At 46.6% G+C, this 23,012-nt stretch carries 24 protein-coding genes; 5 read left to right on the plus strand and 19 right to left on the minus strand.

What is annotated here, in order from left to right:
• Positions 1 to 168 precede the first annotated feature (168 nt).
• Complete coding sequence (locus NSQ20_RS18180) at positions 169 to 897, plus strand: DUF421 domain-containing protein (protein WP_105599036.1); 729 nt, start codon at positions 169 to 171, stop codon at positions 895 to 897.
• Between the two features lie 26 nt (positions 898 to 923).
• A complete protein-coding gene (locus tag NSQ20_RS18185) occupies positions 924 to 1,295 on the plus strand; it encodes a DUF4363 family protein (RefSeq protein ID WP_047843301.1) in 372 nt (123 codons plus the stop codon).
• 115 nt (positions 1,296 to 1,410) lie between these two features.
• Here NSQ20_RS18185 and NSQ20_RS18190 read toward each other — a convergent pair whose 3' ends face one another.
• The 6 genes from NSQ20_RS18190 to rpmG form a co-directional block, all read right to left on the minus strand.
• Complete coding sequence (locus tag NSQ20_RS18190) at positions 1,411 to 2,112, minus strand: M50 family metallopeptidase (protein WP_340030501.1); 702 nt, start codon at positions 2,110 to 2,112, stop codon at positions 1,411 to 1,413.
• A 54-nt stretch (positions 2,113 to 2,166) separates the two neighbouring features.
• Complete coding sequence (locus tag NSQ20_RS18195; RefSeq protein ID WP_036673725.1) at positions 2,167 to 2,649, minus strand: hypothetical protein; 483 nt, start codon at positions 2,647 to 2,649, stop codon at positions 2,167 to 2,169.
• A gap of 165 nt (positions 2,650 to 2,814) precedes the next feature.
• A complete protein-coding gene (locus NSQ20_RS18200) occupies positions 2,815 to 3,954 on the minus strand; it encodes a metal ABC transporter substrate-binding protein (protein WP_340030502.1) in 1,140 nt (379 codons plus the stop codon).
• Positions 3,941 to 4,834 (minus strand): metal ABC transporter permease, encoded by an 894-nt coding sequence (locus tag NSQ20_RS18205; protein ID WP_127549154.1) that lies wholly within the window; start codon positions 4,832 to 4,834, stop codon positions 3,941 to 3,943. The genes NSQ20_RS18200 and NSQ20_RS18205 overlap by 14 nt, the downstream gene beginning before the upstream one ends.
• Complete coding sequence (locus NSQ20_RS18210; RefSeq protein WP_091029617.1) at positions 4,780 to 5,487, minus strand: metal ABC transporter ATP-binding protein; 708 nt, start codon at positions 5,485 to 5,487, stop codon at positions 4,780 to 4,782. Before NSQ20_RS18210 ends, NSQ20_RS18205 begins: the two co-directional genes overlap by 55 nt.
• Before the next feature lie 50 nt (positions 5,488 to 5,537).
• Positions 5,538 to 5,687: a 50S ribosomal protein L33 gene (rpmG, locus tag NSQ20_RS18215; RefSeq protein WP_036613813.1), complete on the minus strand. Its 150-nt coding sequence runs from the start codon at positions 5,685 to 5,687 to the stop codon at positions 5,538 to 5,540.
• 234 nt (positions 5,688 to 5,921) lie between these two features.
• Between rpmG and NSQ20_RS18220 the strand changes: the two genes are divergently transcribed.
• Positions 5,922 to 6,956 (plus strand): permease, encoded by a 1,035-nt coding sequence (locus NSQ20_RS18220; protein WP_340030503.1) that lies wholly within the window; start codon positions 5,922 to 5,924, stop codon positions 6,954 to 6,956.
• Positions 6,957 to 7,038: 82 nt separating this feature from the next.
• The gene (locus NSQ20_RS18225) at positions 7,039 to 8,022 is read left to right on the plus strand and encodes a TIGR03943 family protein (protein ID WP_340030505.1); all 984 of its coding nucleotides are present in this window, start codon (positions 7,039 to 7,041) and stop codon (positions 8,020 to 8,022) included.
• Between the two features lie 120 nt (positions 8,023 to 8,142).
• On the opposite strand, the gene NSQ20_RS18230 is transcribed toward NSQ20_RS18225, so the two are convergent.
• The 6 genes from NSQ20_RS18230 to NSQ20_RS18255 form a co-directional block, all read right to left on the minus strand.
• Positions 8,143 to 9,444, minus strand: a complete 1,302-nt coding sequence (locus NSQ20_RS18230; RefSeq protein ID WP_036613808.1) for a pyrimidine-nucleoside phosphorylase — start codon at positions 9,442 to 9,444, stop codon at positions 8,143 to 8,145.
• A 179-nt stretch (positions 9,445 to 9,623) separates the two neighbouring features.
• A complete protein-coding gene (gene deoD / locus NSQ20_RS18235; protein WP_017688193.1) occupies positions 9,624 to 10,331 on the minus strand; it encodes a purine-nucleoside phosphorylase in 708 nt (235 codons plus the stop codon).
• A gap of 96 nt (positions 10,332 to 10,427) precedes the next feature.
• Positions 10,428 to 11,606: a phosphopentomutase gene (gene deoB / locus NSQ20_RS18240; RefSeq protein ID WP_340030507.1), complete on the minus strand. Its 1,179-nt coding sequence runs from the start codon at positions 11,604 to 11,606 to the stop codon at positions 10,428 to 10,430.
• Between the two features lie 29 nt (positions 11,607 to 11,635).
• A complete protein-coding gene (locus NSQ20_RS18245) occupies positions 11,636 to 12,823 on the minus strand; it encodes a NupC/NupG family nucleoside CNT transporter (RefSeq protein ID WP_036613804.1) in 1,188 nt (395 codons plus the stop codon).
• 230 nt (positions 12,824 to 13,053) lie between these two features.
• Entirely contained in the window at positions 13,054 to 13,704 is a 651-nt protein-coding gene (deoC, locus tag NSQ20_RS18250) for a deoxyribose-phosphate aldolase (RefSeq protein ID WP_036613998.1), read from the minus strand.
• 213 nt (positions 13,705 to 13,917) lie between these two features.
• The gene (locus NSQ20_RS18255; protein WP_036613997.1) at positions 13,918 to 14,856 is read right to left on the minus strand and encodes a sugar-binding transcriptional regulator; all 939 of its coding nucleotides are present in this window, start codon (positions 14,854 to 14,856) and stop codon (positions 13,918 to 13,920) included.
• A 236-nt stretch (positions 14,857 to 15,092) separates the two neighbouring features.
• On the opposite strand from NSQ20_RS18255, the gene NSQ20_RS18260 reads away from it, so the two are divergent.
• Positions 15,093 to 15,719, plus strand: a complete 627-nt coding sequence (locus NSQ20_RS18260; protein WP_340030509.1) for an FMN-dependent NADH-azoreductase — start codon at positions 15,093 to 15,095, stop codon at positions 15,717 to 15,719.
• 281 nt (positions 15,720 to 16,000) lie between these two features.
• On the opposite strand, the gene NSQ20_RS18265 is transcribed toward NSQ20_RS18260, so the two are convergent.
• The 7 genes from NSQ20_RS18265 to NSQ20_RS18295 form a co-directional block, all read right to left on the minus strand.
• Positions 16,001 to 16,351 (minus strand): hypothetical protein, encoded by a 351-nt coding sequence (locus NSQ20_RS18265; protein ID WP_036613800.1) that lies wholly within the window; start codon positions 16,349 to 16,351, stop codon positions 16,001 to 16,003.
• Between the two features lie 85 nt (positions 16,352 to 16,436).
• Positions 16,437 to 17,624: an MFS transporter gene (locus NSQ20_RS18270; RefSeq protein ID WP_340030510.1), complete on the minus strand. Its 1,188-nt coding sequence runs from the start codon at positions 17,622 to 17,624 to the stop codon at positions 16,437 to 16,439.
• 82 nt (positions 17,625 to 17,706) lie between these two features.
• Positions 17,707 to 18,924 (minus strand): Xaa-Pro peptidase family protein, encoded by a 1,218-nt coding sequence (locus NSQ20_RS18275; RefSeq protein WP_340030511.1) that lies wholly within the window; start codon positions 18,922 to 18,924, stop codon positions 17,707 to 17,709.
• Entirely contained in the window at positions 18,917 to 19,762 is an 846-nt protein-coding gene (locus NSQ20_RS18280; RefSeq protein ID WP_253508974.1) for an ABC transporter permease, read from the minus strand. Before NSQ20_RS18280 ends, NSQ20_RS18275 begins: the two co-directional genes overlap by 8 nt.
• Entirely contained in the window at positions 19,755 to 20,672 is a 918-nt protein-coding gene (locus tag NSQ20_RS18285) for an ABC transporter permease (RefSeq protein WP_340030512.1), read from the minus strand. Before NSQ20_RS18285 ends, NSQ20_RS18280 begins: the two co-directional genes overlap by 8 nt.
• Positions 20,669 to 21,799, minus strand: a complete 1,131-nt coding sequence (locus NSQ20_RS18290) for an ABC transporter ATP-binding protein (protein ID WP_340030513.1) — start codon at positions 21,797 to 21,799, stop codon at positions 20,669 to 20,671. Before NSQ20_RS18290 ends, NSQ20_RS18285 begins: the two co-directional genes overlap by 4 nt.
• Positions 21,800 to 21,872: 73 nt before the next feature.
• Positions 21,873 to 23,009, minus strand: a complete 1,137-nt coding sequence (locus tag NSQ20_RS18295; protein ID WP_340030514.1) for an extracellular solute-binding protein — start codon at positions 23,007 to 23,009, stop codon at positions 21,873 to 21,875.
• Positions 23,010 to 23,012 lie beyond the last annotated feature (3 nt).

Here is a 23,012-nt window from a genome sequence, read left to right on the forward strand (position 1 = left end):
TATTTAATGAGACCGAAGCTTGGGATACATACCCAGGTTTCGGTTTTTTGCGTTCAAGCATAAGATCCTCCAGCATAGGAAAAGCTTGTTATAATACATGTTCAAAAGCAAACTTTTTAAACAATCTCTTATTACAGCTACGGTGAAATAAAGGAAGGTGATACATATATGATGGAAGAAACATGGGTTGTTGCCGTACGGTCTATTATTGCCTTTCTGACCCTGATCATCTATACAAGGGTGCTGGGCAAACAGCAGATGGGTAACTTGACGTATTTTGATTACATTAACGGTATTACAATCGGTTCCATTGCGGGTACGTTTGCAACCGATCTCTCGTCCAAGGCGTGGATTCATTTTGTGGCCTTGACCATTTTCACAATCATTACGATCATCTTTCAGTATATTACGTTGAAAAATCGCACCATCTCCAAACTAATGGACTCTGATCCAACATTGATCATCCAGAACGGTAAAATTCTCGAACAGAACCTGAGTAAAATGCGAGTCAAATTTGATGAATTGACCATGATGCTGCGGCAAAAGGATGTATTTGATATTACGACTTTGGATTATGCGATTCTGGAACCGGATGGCAGCCTCTCGGTTGTTTTGAAACCTGAGAATCAACCGGTAACCGCCAAAGACATGCATATGCACCCGCCCAAGAGCAAGCTGATGACCGAGATTATCATTGATGGCCTGCTGATTAAGCAAAATCTGGAGGAAAGAAATAAAGATATCAACTGGCTCAGTGAACAGCTTAAGAAACAAAAGATCACGATACAGGATATTGCTTTTGCCGCCATATTGCCTAATGACAAATTGTATGTTGATCTGTTCGAAGATAAAATCACCGAAAAAATCGATATGGGCGATTATGAGGGACCTTTCTAAACTCTTTACATCAAGGAGGCGGTTGAATGAAAACGCGTTTCTGGCTGTTATATGTGCTTCCGATCTTCCTCATTCTTGTGTTCGTTGCGATTATGGCTAGCGGAGCCTTTCTCAAAAAGCCCTTTGGTACCGATGATCGCTTGCTTGAATCTGTACAGATGTTGGAGAAACAAGTCGAGGGAAAACAATGGACTGAAGCCAAGTCCCAAATCAATTATGCAATGCAAGCTTGGGATAAAGTCGTCAACCGCATTCAGTTCAGTGTGGAGCGTGAATCAATTTATGATATTCTGGGGACCCTTGCTCGGATGAAGGGAGGCGTTACCGCAGAGGACGATAAGGCGATTATGGAAGAGATTTATTACTTTTATGTGTTATGGGATAATCTTGGAGATTAGGTTCAATTTCTTTAATATCAGGCTTTAATATCAGAAGTAAGTCCAAAAACAAAAGGCACTATCCTTTTATGAAGAAAGGAAGTGCCTTCTTTGCTTTGATATAACTTTATATCCGTTACGCTCTTCGTAATCCCCGAGACCGTGACGATCGCGAAGTGCCTTCTTTGCGGAAAAAGAGACCGAGTGCTCCCTTGGCACACCACAGTGCAAACAAAGCGAACAACGTGCCCCAGAACAGCGCCGGAAGGAATGTCTGCTGAGCCAGGTTCGCTGCATCCCCTGCCCGTGAAGGTTGAGTCCAGGACATAAGTCCAACGTATACCGCACTAACAACCGACTCTTCCAGCGTAAGAAACGCCAGTAACAGATAATAGTACTTCACGATCTTGGCACCAAAAATCATAATGACAACGTTCAGTACGATGAACCCGGTCAGCCATAACATGCCGAACTCCCCTCTTACATATAACAGGAGCGACACCAGAGCGACAGCCGTCATAATACCGAGTCCCCACATGTGCAAGCCTTTACGGTATAAGTAAAACAACAGCAAGGCGAACAGTGATGCACTGATATATCCCGCCAGAGAAACCAGGATCGATCTGCCTGGCGTCAGCATGGATGAGTAAGTTACACCACTATGATCAGCGTATAATTCAATGCGCAGCACTTTACCGGACAATATCAGTGTCATTAGTGCATGACCGAATTCGTGAATCATCGTATCCAGGTTACGGAACAAGGACGAAAATGGGATGAATCGTGTAAGAAAGACGGAGCCTAGTAGAAAAAGTATCGTTTTGACCCACTTATTCAATCGTGTATACCTCCTTTACCTTCAAGTAAACAATCAAGTAAACAAGCCTATCCTTTATACTACGCTTTTTTCACTCGATTCGTTTCGGCTTCCAAACTGTAAGGCACAGTGCTCCATCCACCAGCAGAAGCTCCGATTGTGTCCAATGAAAAAAGAAGACAGATCATAGCGGCCCTTTTCGGCCTCTAGCGTAACGAGCAGTCGATTCCGCATCCGACGGAGGGCATAGTGCACGAATTGATCTGCTACCTCACTTTGTATCAGGGTAACATAAGCATAAAGGGAATGATCGACAGGTTCATCAAGTGGACTCACCCCTGCACATGAAAATTCCGTCCTCACGCCCGCACTCTGAAGTATGGACAATGCCTTCACGAGTTCGGCATCAACTTCAACACCGTTCCAAATCTCTGTTTTCTTCGCGGATACTGTATGTTTATCACGTTCCGTCCAGTGCATCAGCTCCAGCTTACGCCGTCTCCACAGATGGGCAGGCTGTTCACTTAACAGCACTTCATGTTCCTCATTTAAATTCATGCAATGCGTCCTCCTGTTCTGCTTGATCCGGTCACCTTATTCAACAAAGAGAGAGCACATCACTGTGCTCTCTGCTTTGCAAAAAGGCAAAGGAATGGCGATCCATTCCTCAGCATGTTGTATTATTGTACCTTTTTCGGTGACAGGCATCAAACTGATTTTAAATTATTCGTTTAGTGCCAGTTTCAGAGCCTCCATATTCTGTCTCATCACGCTAATGTAGTCCATTCCCGCCGCAATTTCTTCCTCGGTGAGTCCCTCAATCGGATTCAATACAGCCGTCTTGGCCCCCACTTCACTTGCGATTGTCTCAGACACTTTGGATGAAACCAGTGTTTCGAAGAAAATCGTTTTCACCTGATGCTCTTTTGCAAAATCAATGACAGATGCCATCTGCGCTGCTGAAGGTTCTTGCTCAGGAGACAATCCTGCGATGGGCACCTGTTGCAATCCATATTCCTTGGCAAGATAACCAAATGCAGCGTGTTGTGTGATGAAATCCTTACGTTTGCTATCCGTCACAGCCGCCTTGAAGTCCTGATCCAGTGACTCCAGTTGAGCAATGTAGGCATCTGCATTCTGCTTGAACTGTTCGGCATGTTCCGGGGCAGCCTGCGCCAAACCTGCTTCAATATTGCGCACTTCTTTTACAGCCAATGCAGGTGACAGCCATACGTGGGGGTCGAGTCCACCGTGATCGTGATCATGTCCTGCTTCTGCTTCTGCTTCTGCCTCTGCCTCTGCCTCTGCGTCATGATCATGGTCGTGTTCTTCAGCAGTTGCTTCATCCGCATGATCGTGATCATGTGCTTCTGTAGTCGCTTCATTCGCATGCTCATGATCGTGGTCATGTTCTGTTGTCTCTGAATCTTCTTGATGGTGATCATGCTCTCCACCTTCAAGCAGGTTAATTCCTTTGCTCGCTTCCACCTGAATGAGTGAAGCATTGCTCAGACTTCCGGTGACCTGATCAATCCAAGATTCCATGCCCGCACCGTTGTATACAAGCACATCCGCTTTTTCAAGGCTGGCAATATCTTGTGGTGTGGGCTCCCAATCATGGGGCTCCATTCCTGCTGGAACGAGTGTATGCACATCGGCCAGATCACCTGCCACATTTTTGGTGAACTCATACATCGGGTAGAAGCTGACCTGCACGTTTAATTTTTCGGTTTCCGTCTCGACTGGAACGGAAGTGCCTGTCGAAGCTGTATTTGCATCAGAAGCGGATTTTTGTCCGCAGCCTGCGACGATAAGTGTAAGACTAAACAACAATCCGAGCGTAGCTTTTTTACTGAATTTCATGTGATGTATTCCTCCTAGAATGGTTGACCAGAATGACGTGCTGTGATTTCGTTTCTTTGCGGTGACGCTTGCGGTTATATCGTGCAATCAGCTTTTGCGCTGATATTCCAGTCAATAGGATAACCAACAGGATGAGTGCAATTGTTCCTCCCGGTGGTGTATTTAGATGGTAAGATGTTGTGAGCCCGCTAAAAATACCGATTAATCCTGTAATTACCGCGACAATAATCGCTGATGTAAAACTGCGAGACACTCTCAATGCCAAGGCAGCAGGTAAAACAATGAGAGCAGATACCAGCAACACACCGACGATCGGCATGGCTGAAGCTACAGTCATTCCTGTCAGAATGGCAAATGCAAACGATAAACCTCTTACCTGAACGCCTCCAATGGAAGCAGTCTCTTCATCAAACGTAAAGTTATATAACGGTCTTCGGAGCAGGATGAAAAAAAGTAAACCAATGACACACACACCTGCCATCATCCACAATTGTATATCGCTAACCGCGACAATAGATCCAAATAAGTATGAGCTGAAGGTCTTGGACAGATTGGTTTTGAGACTCATCAATACCACAGCAAGAGCCAGCCCCGAAGTCATGATGATCGCCACAGGTACCTCGCTGTAGGTTCGGTAACTTCGCCGCAGTTGTTCAACCAGTAATGCACCGATAATTGCAATCGCGAATCCGCAGATCACCGGGTTAAGATTCATGACTGAACCGAGCGCAACTCCTGCGAGTGAGACATGGGATAACGTGTCTGCCATTAGTACCTGCCGCCTGAGCATCAGATAGACCCCGAGAATTGGAGCGATGACTCCAATCAGTCCACCTGCCCAGAAGGCACGTTGCATGAATTCGTACTCAAACACTGCCATTCCTCACTTTCTTGCCGCTCCAGAGTAATCGTTCGGTCCAATCGATCTCCCATCTCTTCCAGTCCATGAGTAACCATAATAATCGTTATCCCATGAGCATCAACATAGTGGCGCATCAGATTGTAAAATCCTTCACGGCTGTGGCGGTCCATTCCCGTGGTTGGCTCATCCAGTACCAGAACCTGCGGTTGCCCAGCCATAGCTCTGGCAATACAGATCCGCTGCTTCTGTCCACCAGACAGCTCACCGACGCGTGTATTCCGATATTCCCACATGCCAACTTCACGCAGACTACGTTCAACGATGGCATCCTGCGTTGCTGTGAATCTGCGGAATAATCCCAGCCTGGTGTAACACCCGGACCGGACCAGTTCATTCACCGTACTGGGAAATCCACTATTAAACGATGCCACCTGCTGGGGCACATAACCGATATTGGACTTGTTCCCACGTTTCAACTGCGGATTCATATGTATCGTGCCGCTCCAGGGCTTCAATAGCCCTAGTAGCAGCTTTAACAGAGTCGTTTTGGCAGAACCATTGGGACCTGTGATGCCTATGAACTCTCCCACATGGATATCCAGCGACAATTGATCAATGACCGGCTCTTTGCCATATCCAAATACAACATCACGCATGGAGGATAGTATCATGCCATTCCCTCTTTTCGTAAATATTACGATTTAAAAATAACAAAAAAATTTTATCTGGTTTCCCGATGGATCGTCATTTTCTTCAAACGTGGGGAGTACTTCTTCATCTCCAGTCTCTCCGGATGGTTACGTTTGTTCTTGGTTGTTGTGTAGTTGCGGTCCCCGCACTCGGTGCAGGCTAAAGTTACAATGACTCTCATGGTTGTTGCCTCCTCTTATTTAATCGTAATTATTACTATTTAATGATATTAGCTGATGCTCTTTCTTTTGTCAACTCCATGCAGGAAAAGGATCTTTCAGTTCACGCCAGTTCTACATATCGATGAAGAATCTTGATTAATCGTAAAAATGTTGATTAGAACATTGGAATGATGTATGTTGCCGCACGTACAAGCATATATTTTAGCAAAGTCCTAGTTGTGGAGGTCTGTTTCATGAAAATGGCAGCCAATCTGAAGCTCCTGTCCTTCCTGGTCCCTTGTACATTTCTTGTTCCCGTGTTGATCACAATGGCTCCAGACTTGAAGGAAACATGGAACAGTGGAGCTTTGCAAAATATGAAAACCGTATTCATAGGTATTTTCCTTGAAGCCGCACCTTTTCTGCTCATGGGTGTGCTATTATCCTCGCTCATGCAGTGGTTCGTATCCGAAGAAATGGTCCGCAAACTCACGCCCAAGAATCCGATAGGCGGTGTGCTGGTCGCAGGACTACTCGGTATTATTTTCCCCATCTGTGAATGTGGCATGATCCCGGTAGTGAGAAGGTTGATGCACAAAGGCATGCCAGCCTATATCGCAGTTACGTTCATCCTGAGTGGTCCCGTAGTCAATCCCATCGTATTTACGGCAACTTTGCTTGCCTTTCCCTCCCATCCTGAGATTACCATTGCCCGCATGGGACTGGCCTTTGCTGTAGCGGCTTCCATAGGCATGCTTGTGTATGTGTTTGTTCGTCGAAATCCTCTTCGGATGCCAAAAGTCGCAGTGACAGAGGTTAAGACACACCCTGAGTTTAAAATGGCGCAACCTCACGCGCACGCAAATGCACATGATCATAACCATGTAAAAAACTGGCGCAGCTTCTTCATTCATGCCGGAGACGAATTTGTCGATATGAGCAAATATTTGGTGATCGGTGCCTTGATTACAGCCTGCATCCAGACATTCATTAGCCGCAGTGATCTGATCTCACTTGGTAATGGTCCTGTCGCCTCCTATGTGTTCATGATGGGATTTGCTTATGTATTGTCTCTCTGCTCCACTTCTGATGCTTTTGTGGCTTCTGCCTTCTCACATACGTTTGCACTGGGGCCGCTGGTATCCTTCCTTGTGCTTGGTCCAATGCTGGATTTCAAAAGCACCCTGATGCTGCTCTCCACCTTCCGTACCCGATTTGTTATTGGTCTAAGTCTAGCGATTATTACGCTCGTTTTTGCCGGCTCGTGGTTGATTAATCTACTGGTATAAAGGTTGAGCAACATACTTCATGGCCTGAATGGTTAATCCCATGAACTTTCATCCTGACGATGAATAGAAAAGAGGTGATGTTATGAACCACACTATCTATACAATGACCAAACCTCCTGTTCCAAGGTCACACGTCATCCAATGGCATAACCTGATCCGTGCAGGCTGGATCGGCGGGGTGGCAGTGTACATTATTCAGTTGAATTCAAGTGATTCGCTTCATTATTATTTGGCTCCTACCATGCAAAAACTGCTATTATGCTGTCCTGTTCCCTTATTGTTTATTGCCGTTATCATGGCATGGCACGGACTGTTCGGCAGAAACGAGGTTCATTGCGACTGTGAACATCCACCACCCTCGGGGGTCCTTCGTAGCTTAATGGTATATGGTCTGATTGCTATCCCCTTGTTGCTGGGGTTTCTGTTACCTGATCGGGCTCTCGGCAGTTCCATGGCCAGTCAGAAAGGGATGTCTCTCACCTATGCCCCTCCCGAGATTCGTCGAAAAGAGCCTTTACCTGATCCAGCAACGCAATTGAATGTACAAGATCTCACACAAAAATCAACGACAGTTCAGCCTGCATCGGCCACCAAAGTACAATTCATTCCCCCAGACGAGTATAGCCGCGAATTCGCTGAACTGGCGGAAAAGTTGTATGCAGAACAGGTCATCCGAGTCTATCCCGAGATTTTCTCTGAAACCCTCGGCACGATTGATATGTTCCAGCGACAATTTGCAGGCAAAGATATCTCCTTAACCGGGTTCGTTTATCGGGACAAAAGCATGGATCATGAATCACATTTTGCACTGGGACGATTTCTCGTCATGTGTTGCCCCGCGGATGCGGCTCCCTTTGGCGTGATGATTCACATCCCCGAAGCGGGTAGCTTCCCTACAGACAGCTGGGTGCAAATTGATGGCAGCATTGGCTCTGCACAGGTGAACGGTAAGGATACGATTGAAATTCGCGCCACAAAGGTGACACCTGTAGCCGAGCCATCCACGCCTTATATTTACACCAATGCAGATTCAGTGATGGCGTATGAGCAAATAAAGAGCCCGTAGTTGCTCGTAATAACAACAGCGTACTTTTACGACAAAAAGCCCCAAAGCTATGGATTACATCGCTTTGGGGCTTTCATGTTCAGTCAGTCATGAGATTACATCTCGTCTTCTCTGATTGTATTATTCCGTTACGATATCATGAACCAATACAGGAGCATCGGCATGATCCGCAATTGTAATGTTTTCTTTGATCTTCGCGATGACGTCTGCTACGTCTTCACGATTGGCATGGATCGTTACGAGGGACTCACCAGCTTTGACTGGGTCACCCACTTTTTTGTTCAGCATCAGACCAACAGCGAGATCGATCTCGGACTCTTTTGTTGCACGGCCTGCGCCGAGCAGCATTGCTGCAGTTCCGATTTCGTCAGCGACGATTCCGGCAACATAGCCGTCTTTATCTGCTGGGACTTCAACCAGATATTGTGCTTGTGGCAAACGATCTGGATGATCCACAACCGAAGCGTCTCCGCCTTGGTTTGCCAAGAAATCTTTGAATTTCTCCAGTGCTTTACCGTTCTGGATCACTTCTTTCAATTTCTCCTCAGCGTGCTCCAAGGAATCTGCCTTGCCAGCAAGGAATACCATCTGACGTCCAAGTGCCAGACACAGTTCTTCCAGATCTTTTGGACCTTTACCTTGCAGGGTGAGGATGGCTTCTTTCACTTCAAGTGCGTTACCAATCGCCAGACCCAGTGGTTGGGACATATCGGAGATAACAGCCATCGTTTTACGGCCAACATTGTTACCGATGCTTACCATGGCATGTGCCAATTCTTTGGCATCTTCCGTTGTTTTCATGAATGCACCAGCACCCGTTTTAACATCCAATACGATTGCATCTGCACCTGCTGCAATTTTCTTGCTCATGATGGAGCTGGCGATCAGTGGAATGGAGTTAACGGTAGCTGTTACGTCACGCAGTGCATAGAGCTTTTTGTCTGCAGGCGTTAAGTTACCACTCTGTCCGATAACTGCAACCTTATGTTCGTTTACGAGACGAATGAACTCTTCTTTTTCAAGCTCTACGTGGAAACCAGCAACGGATTCCAGCTTGTCTGTTGTACCACCCGTGTGACCAAGTCCACGTCCGGACATTTTGGCAACAGGTACATCAAGCGCAGCAACAAGCGGAGCAAGTACCAGTGTTGTTGTATCGCCCACTCCTCCTGTGGAGTGCTTGTCTACTTTGATGCCTTCGATAGCGGACAGGTCGATCGTTTCACCGGAATTCACCATCGACATTGTCAGATCGGCGCGTTCCTTGTCTGTCATATCTTTGAAGAATACCGCCATCGCCCAAGCGCTGACTTGATAGTCTGGGATCTCTCCTTGTGTGTAACCTTGAACAACAAAATCAATCTCAGCTGTTGTCAGTTCTTTTCCGTCGCGTTTCTTAGCAATAATGTCTACCATTCTCATGATGATCTCTCCTCGGGTAAATGATTTGTATAGAACACTTTGTACTGGGACCGTTCCGGCTCCGGATCGATTCCTCCGAACGCTAACGCTTCTTCGGAATCGATTCCGGGTCCTTCACTCTGTGCTTAAAACAAAAGTTTCGATTAAAATCAAATGATTATGAATATAAAATGCAACAATTACAGTGTGATTGCTGTGTCCAGGGCAACTACCATCATGTCGTTGAACGTTTTTTGACGCTCTTCGGCAGATGTTTCTTCGCCTGTCAGCAAGTGGTCACTTACCGTCAGGATGGTCAGTGCGTTAACACCAAACTTGGCAGCGATAGTGTACAATGCTGTTGTTTCCATCTCTACGCCGAGTACGCCATGTTTCATCAACTTCTCGGTTACGGAACGGTCATCGCGGTAGAAAGAATCAGAGCTGAACACGTTACCAACGTGAATCTTCATACCTTTAGCTGTTGCACGGTCATAGGCTTCTTTCAGCAGGGAGAACGTAGCGATTGGTGAGAAGTCATATCCACCGAATACGTGTTTGTTCATGCTGGAATCTGTACATGCTGCTTGTGCAAGGATAACGTCACGTACTCGTACATGCTCCTGCATACCGCCACAAGTTCCTACACGAATCAGGTTTTTTACGCCATATTCGCTGATCAATTCGTTAGCATAGATTGCAAAGGACGGAATTCCCATCCCTGAACCTTGCACCGAAATCCGGTGTCCTTGATATGTACCTGTGTAACCGAGCATTCCACGAACTTCGTTGTAACATACAACGTCTTCGAGGTACGTATCTGCGATATATTTCGCGCGCAAAGGGTCTCCTGGCAATAAAATCGTTTCTGCGATATCCCCGGGTTTTGCTCCAATATGTGTACTCATGAATGAATCTCCTCCAGTTATACAATTAGTCTATTATGATGGCAGGACCGGAGCAGCCAAGCTACTCCGACCTCCCCTATCCAGTTTTTGAAAAACTTATTTCAAATCCTTCAGGAAGCTGGTGCCGTATTCCGGCATTTTCACTCCAAAGTTCTCGGCGACGGTTGCGCCAAGGTCAGCAAATGTGCTGCGCAGATCAAGCTTTTTGCCCTCGCTGAAGCGCGGAGAGTAGGCAAGCAGTGGTACATATTCACGTGTATGGTCTGTACCGCGGTATGTTGGATCGTTACCATGGTCAGCTGTGATCAGCAGCAGATCATCATTGGTCATTTTGGCAAAAATCTCGGGCAGCCGTGCATCATAGTCTTCAAGTGCCTGAGCATAACCTTGCGGATCACGACGGTGACCGTACAGGGCATCAAAATCAACCAGGTTCAGGAAGCTGAGTCCAGTGAACTCTTCATCCATCGTTTCGGACAACTTGTCCATGCCATCCATGTTGGAGACGGTACGAACAGCCTTGGTTACACCTTCGCCATCATAGATATCTGCGATTTTACCCAAAGCAATCACATCAAATCCACCATCTTGCAGTTCATTCATAACAGTACGACCAAAGGGTTTGAGTGCATAGTCATGACGATTCGCAGTACGTTTCCAGTTACCCGCTTCTCCTACAAATGGACGTGCAATAATGCGGCCGAGCATATACGGATCTTCAAGTGTAATTTCACGGCAAAACTCACAGATCTCATACAGCTCTTTCAGTGGAACAACGTCCTCATGTGCTGCAATTTGCAGAACCGAATCGGCGGATGTATAAACGATGAGCGCGCCAGTTTCAACATGCTCTTCACCCAGCTCATCCAGAATTTCCGTGCCGCTGGCCGGTTTGTTACCAATTACTTTGCGGCCCGTTTTCTCTTCAATGCGTTGAATCAACTCATCGGGAAAACCATTCTCGAACACACGGAAAGGTGTATCAATGTAAAGACCCATTAGCTCCCAGTGACCTGTCATTGTGTCTTTGCCTCTGGATGCTTCCTGCATCTTGGTGTAATACGCTTTAGGTGCATCCGCTACAGGGACACCCTCGATTTCTTTGATGTTGGACAGTCCGAGACTGGCCATGTGAGGCATTTTCAGACCTCCGCGTTCACGTGCAATGTGACCGAAGGTATCTACATCAAAATCATCAAATTCTGCTGCATCTGGCGCTTCGCCGATCCCTACAGAATCCATAACGATCAGATGTACTCTTTTGAATGTTGACATAACCTAAGCACTCCTTCCAATAATCCGGTTTACAAGAACAGTCCAGTAATGATCGCTGACAGCACGCTGACAAGCGAAGCACCGTAAAGCAGTTTCAGACCGAAGCGGGCGACCACATTACCTTGCTTCTCATGGAGTCCCTTCACCGCACCAGCAATGATACCGATGGAGGAGAAGTTGGCGAACGACACGAGGAAGACAGATACGATACCCGTTGTTCTGGCAGACATTGCAGTCTCCTTCAAATTAAGCATAGCTACGAATTCGTTGGATACCATTTTGGTTGCCATAATACTTCCTGCCTGAATCGCTTCTTTCCATGGAACACCCATGATGAAGGCAAATGGTGCAAACACATAACCAAGTAGCTCCTGGAACGAAATGCCAAGCACCGCGCTGAAAATTCCATTAACAAGTGCGATCAAGGCAACAAAACCGATTAACATCGCAGCTACGATGATAGCAACTTTGAATCCATCCAGGATGTATTCGCCGAGCATTTCGAAGAAGGACTGTTTCTCCTCTTCCTGTACTTCCAATATATCTTCTTCCTCTGTAACCTCATAAGGATTCACAATAGAAGCAATGATAAAACCGCCAAACAGGTTCAGTACAAGAGCTGTAACCACATATTTCGGCTCAATCATGGTCATATAAGCACCAACAATCGACATCGATACCGTGGACATCGCCGAAGCACACAAGGTGTACAACCGATGTTTTGGCAACAACCCAATTTGTTTTTTCACAGAAATGAACACTTCAGATTGCCCCAATACAGCCGAAGCAACCGCGTTATATGATTCCAGTCTGCCCATTCCGTTGATTTTGCTTAATACCAGACCAATATATTTTATAACAAAAGGCAAGATTCGGATATACTGCAATATCCCAATGAGTGCCGAGATGACAACAATCGGCATCAATACGCTGAGGAAGAACGGTGCCCCCCCGCTTTCGGCACCTACAGTAGTCAAACCCCCAAATACAAATGCGATACCTTCATTCGCATAGTCGAGTAAACTTTTAAATACGGTCGCGAAACCGCCAATTAAAAAAGTACCCACTCCTGTATTCAACAGAGCATAAGCTAGTATAACTTGCAAAACAATCATGATAGCCAGCGGCCGGTAACGAATCTGCTTTTTGCCGTTGCTTGCGATATAAGCCAGTCCAAAAACAACGAGTAAGCCGATAATGGCAATTAGAAATTTCATTTGATTTCTCCTTTGAAGGTAGTTAAGCCGGATGTGAAAATTCAGCTCAAAGGGCTCTTAAGCATTCTTATCAGTAATCTTTCAGAAAACTTATGAAGCGCTTACAATAAGTTCAGTTAATTAAAATATAAGTGTAAGTTGTATTCCCTGTACCTGAGTCGAACGCCCAAGTACAGAGAATATAACATTACTTTTATTTATTAAGCTTTTTCTTAATAAGATGCTTTTGCTTAATAAGAAGATGTAGACTGACCACCCTGCATAATCTTCACGCCAGAACTTGCACCGATACGAGTTGCACCCGCTTCGATCATTTTTTGCATATCTTCCAGGCTACGTACGCCACCGGAAGCTTTAACGCCAACATCAGGACCTACAGTACGACGCATCAAAGCGATATCCTCTGGCGTTGCTCCACCTGTGGAGAAACCTGTAGAAGTTTTAACAAAATCAGCTCCAGCTCGCACAGCTGCCTGACAAGCACGTACTTTCTCTTCATCCGTCAACAGACAAGCTTCAATAATAACTTTCACCAAAGCTTTACCCGCAGCCGCTTCAACGACAACACGAATATCTTGTTCAACGTAATCATCTTTGCCATCTTTCAAAGCACTGATGTTGATGACCGTATCGACTTCAGTTGCACCTTTAGCAATCGCATCTTTAGTTTCGAAAGCTTTTGTCTCCGATGTAGATGCTCCCAGAGGGAAACCAATAACGGTGCAGATATCTACGCCAGTACCCTGCAACTGCTCAGCAGCATAAGCAACCCAGCCTGGATTAACACATACGGAAGCAAACTGGTATTGTTTCGCTTCTTCGGTTAACTTGGCCATTTCACTTTGCGTTGCGTCCGCACGAAGCAACGTATGGTCGATCATTTTCGCTAATTGTGGTGTAGTCAATTAAATCTCTCCCTTATCTGAACTAGTTATTTTCTATACACTTACACTAACATGAACATATGTAAAAATCAACTTGAACTTTTGTTCACAGTTACACTTACATTTCTTCTTCGTTATATTTTCTTCCTAAAAAAGCAAAACATCCGCCCTTTTTACGTGGCAGATGTTGTCATCCATATCCATTTGAAATTAAAATCGAAGTAATGCCTGCGCTGTGTACTGATCCGTGACCAGAATATTTGCGTAATGACCTTTGAGCGCGGCGTGTATGGCTTCAATTTTGCGTTGTCCCCCAGCGACAAGGATTGATTTTTCCTTATTTCTCAACTCGGCTAGATCAATTCCAACGGTTCTGCTGTTAATCTCTTCACTGATCAACTGACCTTCCGCATCGAAAAAGCGTGAACAAATGTCACCTGCACCGGAGTTCATCAGCAATTGTTGCTCTTCTTCATTGAAGTAACCGAGCCTGAACAATAATGCATCTTCTTTCACAGTACCCACGGTAAACAAAGCAATGTTGGCCTGTCTGCCAAGTTCCACGATTCTGCCGATATGTCGATCCGCTTCTACCATGTTTTTTACTTCAATGTTGTCGAAAATAACAGGCAGCGGCAGATACCTTGGTACCGTATGGAATGCCTCAGCGAACAAATGAACAATCTCAGCGGCATACGTATTGACATGGGAGTGGCTTACGCCCCCCTTCAATTGCACGACTTCGACACCTTTAACCTGCTTGGGACGAAGCTGGCGTGCTACAGCATGCATGGTTGTTCCCCAAGTCACCCCGATAATATCTGCATCCTGAACCGTCTCTTGAAGATAATCCGCTGCTCGTTTACTGATATGCTTCTGTATTTCCTCATCACTCTTCAACGGGGTAAAACACACAAGTGCCGTATCCAGATCATATTTTGACTTAAGTTCTCCGGCAATGATGTCGATATCCTCCAGCGGGTCCATAATTTCAATCCGGACATATCCACGATCTTTGGCGTACTGAAGTAACCTTGATACGGTTGGACGCGACACGCCCAACCTTGCGGCAATATCCTGCTGGCTATAATCGGACTGATAATACAATTTCGCTGCTTCAATGCTTAATCGTTGCTTCTCCAGGTCCATTCCCATGTGCGCTCATCTCACTCATCCTATTGTCTTTGGAAAATAAATACTCGTCCTGTATATTATACATGGATTGAGTATCCGGTCACTATATAGCATCTAATTCAGTATCATGATCAATCCATACATATCCCTTTCTGACGTATAAAACGGGGGAAACGATGCATACTACTGCGGTCGCTTTATTACTAACAAACATCGGTTCCCCCATTAATCGCACAGAGAGGAAGAATTACATGTCTACCTTATTGTATATTACTGCCCATCCTCACGATCATGAAACCTCCTTCAGCATGGCTACGGGCAAAGCATTTATTGATGCGTATCGTGAAAGTCACCCTTCTGATGAGGTTGTTCACCTCGATCTGTATCGCTCGGAAATCCCCCATATCGATGCGGATGTCTTCAGTGGTTGGGGCAAACTGCAATCGGGCAGTGATCTGACTGCCGAAGAACAGACCAAAGTAAGCCGTTTGAATGAACTATCGGATCAATTTGCCTCAGCAGATAAATATGTTTTTGTAACCCCGATGTGGAACTTCTCGTTCCCTCCTATTCTGAAGGCTTATGTGGACTCGATCTGCGTAGCTGGCAAAACATTTCGTTATACCGAACAAGGTCCTGTCGGACTGCTGTCTGATAAAAAAGCACTGCATATTCAGGCGCGCGGTGGCATTTATTCCGAAGGCCCAGCGGCTCAAATGGAATCCGGTCATCGTTACTTAAGCATTATCATGTCATTCCTCGGTGTGCCGAAGCTTGATGGCATTTTTGTTGAAGGGCACAATCAATATAAAGATCGTGCAGATGAGATCAAGCAACAAGCTATCGAACAAGCACGCACTTTCGCAAAACAGTTTTAATAGAAGTAGTTCAAAAAGTCCGCTTTTGATTACGAAGGATGCCTAATGGCATCATCAGCATCGAATATGGAATTCAGCCGAAATGTCCGTTGCTCACGTAGTTTTCCCTACGCTCCGCTACTCCATTTCTAGCTTCATCCCATCTTCTCGGTACTGAAAACCGACCTTTTTGAACACTCACTAAAGTGTAGTAAACAATAAAGCAAAAACAAAACCCGCGTGCGACCTAGGGGATAATCCCAGGGAACACGCGGGTTTTCAATGTATAATCAACCTAGAGCTTATTGATGTCCAGCGCTGGCACGGCTCATGGTTTCAAGTTTACGTGTGATCGCATGACGGTCTACTTTCAATCCCCAGATCATTTCAATAATCTGCTCTTTCTCCTCAGGACTGTCGGCATGCTTCAATTGCATTAACAGATCATGCATTTGTTCATTAATGCCTTCAAATTGAATCCATAAATCCTGTCTTACCTCTTTGGAATCCAGATGATGATTCGCATCGACTTCTTCCTTCAATGCTTGCAGAATAGCATCTTTCCATTCGTCATCACCTAGCTGTTTCGCAATGTTCAGGAGATCCAGATAATCGTCAACAAGAAGTGAGTTCAATTCAGCATGTGTTTTCATCGTTTATTGCATCCCCTTTTCGTCTGTTTACCAAGTATTATACTCGGTATTTCAGGATATGCAATAGCTGTCGGAAAAAGTTGATTTATGTAGCCTGTCCCTTCAACCTGTGAACAAGCAAATTACACAAGACAAAACCGATCAAAACATACACACCGATCATCCCCACAATGCCTATCCATCCAAGATGACTGTAAAGCAGTCCACCTCCTGTTCCACTTACGCTTGAACCAAGATAGTAGAAAAATAAATACAACGCATTGGCTTGAGATTTGTGCTGATTGGCCACGAGTCCAACCCAGCTGCTTGCGATGGAATGACCGCCAAAGAAACCGAAGGCAAACAGGGCGAGTCCGATAATTTTGACCCAAAGCGCTGGATGAACGGTACAGACTGCACCAGCCAGAATAATTCCCAGCGCGATTCCAAGCACATGTGACCTGCCGTACCGATCTGCCAGCCTGCCCATCCAAGTGCTGCTAACCGTGCCCATCAGATATACCACAAAAAGACTTCCAACGATAGACTGACTCAGATGATAGGGTTCACCCGTTAATTCAAAACCGATATAGTTGAAAAGGGTCACGAATCCCCCCATCAGGAGAAAACCGAGTCCATACAGGCATAACAGCCTTGGATTGCGACATTGTGACCACAAAAGAGGTATTGGATTTTTGAATCCAGGTACAGCTTTGACAAAATGACGGGATGGCGGGATGACAAGCCAAAAAATAACGGCTGCACACAGTCCAAGAATACCAATGAAACCCACAGCAGCGCGCCAACTGAACCAATCTGTCACCACACCGCTGATGAAACGGCCGGCCATGCCTCCTATCGAATTGCCACTTATATATAGGCCCATAGCATAACCAAGACTTCTAGGTTCAATTTCTTCTGACAAATATGTCATGGCTATCGCTGGCAACCCCGCGAGTGCCACACCCTGGAGAATACGAAGCAGAAGAAGCTCCGTATATCCCGGGCTGAATGCGCTGAGCAAAGCAATAACAGAAGATATCACCAGTGCAGCTGTCATTATAAAGCGTCGGCCCACAGAATCAGACAAGGACCCGATGAACAGCATCGTCAATGCCATGGCGATCGTTGTAACGGATAACGTAAGACTGGCGTGTGCCGGCGTAATGGAGAATGCATTGCTAATCTCAGGCATCAGGGGCTGGAGGCTGTAGAGCAAAGCAAAAGTGACAAAACCTCCGGCGAACAGTGCAAGGCTAATGTTACGAAACGTCTTAGTTCCCTGCTGAATCATGGATGTTCCAACTTTCTCAGTAAGAAAGCTTCTTGGATCGACTGTGGTCTGATCGCCGGTCAGTGAAGCCTTCCATCTATCGTTATTTAGTGAACAATTTCCGCTCCATATGGGTCAGAAACTCATAACCATCTGGCGTTACAACAATTGTATCTTCGATTTGGAACCCACCAGCACCTAGTTCGTAATATGGCACCTCAACACACAGCACCATACCGGGCTCCAGTATGCGCTGGTCACCCGGGGAGAGGGTTATATCATCGTACAGTTCCAACCCGATGGCATGTCCGACATGCTGACGTCGGTAATGCGGAATCCCTTCACGTTGTACGCGAGATACTGCCGCATGGAATACTTCCGACGCCTTGACGCCAGGGCGCACGGTCTCAAGTGCCGTCTCCCATCCACTTTTGACCGCAGCAAAATGTTTTTTCATCCAAGCGGTGGGCTCCCCTGCAACAACCGTGCGGCCTGTATCTCCCCAGTATCCTTCCAGCTGTAGGCAAAGATCGAAACGAATCTGGTCTCCGGTCTCAATCGTATGAAAATAATTTTCGATGAGTGGTAATGCACTGCGTGGCCCTGCCCCTACCGCTGTCATTGCCGGAGTTCCACCCGCTCTCATCACAGCCAGACGATAATGATCGGCAAGTTGCTTCTCATGAACACCTGCTGCAATCAGGTCAATTAGTTCCTGCTCAATCCGTTCATTTAATTGGGCAGCCTGACGAAGTTGCTCGATTTCGAAAGGTGTCTTGACCAGACGGATTTCTCGGAACAACTTATATGCGGGAATTACCGGTCTGTCAGGAACCTCCTCCTTGATTCTAGCCAGAATATCGGGAGCGATCCGCATCTCATCGATTCCAATCGGCTGATCTTCGATCTCAAGCTGTTTTAATGCAGCCTTGAGTGCTTCAACAGGACCTGGATGAATAACCGTCGTTTGCAGGAGAGAATAAAAGAGATCAATGTCGTCAGTGGAAGGTTTGCCTTCAATTGAACCTTCCACAAAGAAATCACTGTAGGCAAATATATCTACCCCCGTAATACCGAACTGAGCTACAACGCCTAACCGATTCGTTGGAATGACGATACAAGGCTTTGCAGATCTGTCGGCAGGTAAAACAGCATAAATCTGCATGGTCCAGTTGCTTGCGCGTAGCTGGGACCCGATGACATAGTGAATATTCTCCGGAGTTGTTGCGATCAGGGCGCTTAGCCCTTGAGTTTTCATCACTTCTTCCGCCCGGTCCCAGTTCAGACCTGAGCTATGGGATAGATGCTGTGAATTATTCATTTTGATCCAGTCCTCCTTTTGTTTTCCTGCGACCAAACAAACTTTCAAGTCCTGGTACAGAGCGCAACACTAGTTTAATCGTCATAAACAGAGCCAGCGCAAACGCGATCAATACAACAGACACCACGGCTATCGTTGGGTCCTGCCATTTCTCCATATACAGGAATAGTTGTATTGGCAACGTGTAGCTGTCCTGACGGAGCAGCAACAGAGCAGCCTCTACCTGATCAAAAGTGAAGACAAAAGCGATTGACCCTGACAGAAGCAGGGATAGTCGGAGCTGTGGCAGCGTAATTGTGAAAAAAATGCGTATCGGCCCAGCACCAAGGTCCGCGGCAGCTTCCCGATGAGCCGGGGGCAGATTGGCTAACGCACTGCCCACAATAGTGAGCACAAATGGAAGCACAATGACCGCTTCACCCAAAATAAGTGCAAATAGTCCGCCTGCAATATGCATTTTTGAGAATAAAATCAGGTATGCAATACCCAGCGTAATTTTTGGCATAACCATTGGAGATACAAAAAATGCTCTTAAGATGCCAGAACCCGGGAAAGGATACTGCACGATCGCTAGCGCAGCAAGTGTACCCGTAATTAAAGCCAGCAGAACCGCCCCTGTAGAAGCAATAAGGCTGTTCTTTAATGCATCGAGAAACTGGGTCTGCTCACTCAGATTGGCATACCACTTCAAGGTGAGACCTTCCGGGGGAAATTTGGTGGCTGAACCTGAGCCTACAGATGTCAACATAATCATCAGCAGTGGCAGCAGCAAATAAATCGCTACGGCACCCACAAAGATGTAGAGTAACAGCTTGGTGCCCCTGTTCGACTTAACCATACGCCTGACCTCCCTTGCGGGAACGACGGAACATCAACGTTTCTGCTCCTTTATTCACAAGCAACGAAACAACAATGGAAGACACAAGTAAAAACAGGCTGGCAACCGCAGCCATCGGCCAGTTGGTGTCCAAGGTTCGCTGATATATAAATACCGGAAGTGTCATGACTCTTCCCCCGCCGATCAGCTGAGGTGTGGTGAATGCGGTGAGACATAGCGTGAACACAATCTGCACCCCGCTTGCAATGCCTCTTGCCGATAAAGGCAGGGTAATGGTCAGGAACGTTCTCCAGCTGCCCGCCCCCAGATCCTGAGCAGCTGCCTTTAAGGAAGCGTCACTTTGGGACAGTACATTTAGAATCGGAAAGACCATAAATGGCAGAAAAATATGGACAAGGGCCACGACAACACCTGTCTCGTTGTATATCATGCTGAATCCTTCCTCGGTTAGCCCCAGACGGATGAACAGCCAGTTCATGAAGCCCTGTTTGGACAACAAAAGCTGCCATCCGTAAGAACGCACAACGGCACTGACCAGTAGCGGAAGAAACGTGAGCAGCAGCAACAATTGCTTCATGCCAGGCTTCTTTAGACCCGCAATGCAATAGGCCAGCGGATAGGCAAGCAGAAGACTCCATAGCGTAACCTTGAAGGCAATGCGAAACGTTGTGCCAATCAGCTTCCAATAATAAGGGTCGGACAGAAACGCACGATAAGCTCCTACATCCCAGCCCCGAATAAGCTTTCCATTCTCATACATATCAAAGCTATATCTGCCAAAGATCAGCAACCCACCCAGATAAACAATACCCATCAGAGCAAGCGCAGGCAACAGAAGCAGCAACCGGGTTACCCATGTGCGGTTTCCAAAGGAATACAGATTCACGATCCGTTCCGCGATCCGGTTCATATTCTTGCCCCCTGTACACGGTCATCAATGGGTTCGGATAACAAGAGCGCGTCCTCTGGGTCAAAGCCGATTTGTATTGGCTCACCTGGACTATAACGTGAGGCTCCCCGCTGATGCAGCACACTGGCCTGAACCAGAAAACCTTCAGCAATCTGCACGTTGTATCGAATATTTGCTCCGCCATACACCGCTTCAATCACGTGTCCATCCAGCTTGTTCAGGCAATGAGTTGCATCTTCTCCAAGTCGAATATACTCATTGCGGATTGATAAGGAATGTCGTGCTCCCGCTTTCGGTACAGCATTGCCATCACTGACTTTCACCAGCAATGGCTTGCCGAAGCATTCCACCCGAATTCCACTCACATCATGTCCCAGTACTTCCGTCTCAAAGAGATTGGTATCTCCAATAAACTTGGCCACGAAACTATCGGTCGGTCTTTCATAGATTTCATCAGGGGTTGCGTATTGCAGCAGCCTTCCATCGCGCATAACGCCAATTCGGTCAGACATATTCATGGCTTCGCTCTGATCATGCGTTACAAAGATAAACGTTCCGCCGAATTCACGCTGGATGCGTTTCAGTTCACGCTGCATATCGAGACGCAGCTGCATGTCCAATGCAGAGAGAGGTTCATCAAGCAGCAGCACTTCGGGTCTGTTGATCAGTGCGCGAGCAATGGCGACGCGTTGGGCCTGCCCCCCGGACAGCTCGGATACAGCACGCCTGCCATAGTCTCCGAGCTGGACTAGATCAAGCATTTCACCTACCTGCCGTTGGATATCGGCTTTTGGTAACTTCTTCACCTTTAGCCCATAGGCAATGTTGTTGAATACATCCATATGAGGGAACAGCGCAAGCTGCTGAAAAATCATATTGCTATTGCGTCCATAAGCCGGGATGCCAGTAACATCCCGACCTCCCAGCATAATGGTGCCCTGATCCGGTTGCTCAAGTCCGCCAAGCATGCGCAGCAGTGTTGTTTTGCCACAGCCACTCGGACCAAGCAAGGAAACGAATTCGCCCTTTTTCACTTGGAGTGTTACTTGATCAACGGCGGCTCGCTCACCATAAGTCTTCGTGACTTCACTTGTTTCAATGGATATGGTCTCTTGTCCGCTGCTCATCTCTGATTCCCCTCCCATCCATTCCAGGTTCATAACAAGACCCGGAATCGTAGTGTACCTGGCAACAATCCTTTTATTGAAGCTTTGTTTTCACGAGTCGATCCCATAGTTCTTTCCAAGAAGAACTGTTCTGTGCAAGCACATCCCAGTCTGGGTTAATGCCGTTACTTTGCGTTTCGACGGAGAAGGAAGGATCATCCTTGTACTTGTCCGGAACTGCAGCTGTCGTACTGGTTACTGGTGTACCCGTTTCTTCTGCATATTGTGACAGCGCCTCTGCGCTCAGCAATTCGTTAATAATTTCGTTTGCAACACGTGTCTGCTCTGGTGTTGAGCCTTTCACTACCTGAAGTGTGTACGGGAAGGAAATGGCACCTTCACTCGGATACGCTACGGCAAGTGGAGAACCACCATCAATCCATGTCTGTGCAACCTGTGCACTGAATGGGGCAATGAGCGCATCACCTGACTCCAGCAGTGCCTTCAGCTGATCATTGGATGAAACCAATGTGCCAATCTGGTCACTGCGATCTGCCCAGAACTGGAAGGCTGGCTCGGGATTTTCATAGGATGCGCCAATCTCTTGACCTTTGGTAGCAATAAGTGGGGAGATATAGGAATAGAACATGTAGTCCCAGAGCGCAGTTTTTCCTTTGAACTCCTCGTTATCCCATAGATCGTTCCAGCTAGTAGGTGGCGTTTTCACCAGATCTTTGTTATATACCAGGGCGAAGCTCGAAACGCCCCAGACCACACCTTTATTGTCTGGCTTGTGGAAGGACTCGGGAATATCCTTAATATTGGTCACGATGCTGGTATCCAGTGGCTCCCACATGTCATCATTCAAGCCTTTTGCCGTCGCATCTGCATTGAAGTAACCGAAGTTAACAATCGGATTGTTGGCATCAGCCTGCTTGCCTGCGACCATCTTGGGGTACATTACCGAATTGGAGGATTCCTCAAAGGTGACTTCAACGTTGGGATGTTCTTTCACATACTCGGCAACCACTTCTTTCGGAACGACATCCTGATTGGAGCCAGCCCAGATAAACATCGTCAGCTTAACTTTGTCTCCGCTTGCTCCTGAAGAGTCGCTCTCTCCGGCAGTATTACTTGAGCTGCCTGCTCCACCGCAGGCGGAAAGCACCAATGTACCGGCCAATGTCAGAGAGGCGAGGCTGAGAAAGCGTTTTTTATTGGATTTGAACATGCA

The organism is Paenibacillus sp. FSL K6-1122 (assembly GCF_037977015.1).
Lineage (GTDB): Bacteria > Bacillota > Bacilli > Paenibacillales > Paenibacillaceae > Paenibacillus > Paenibacillus amylolyticus.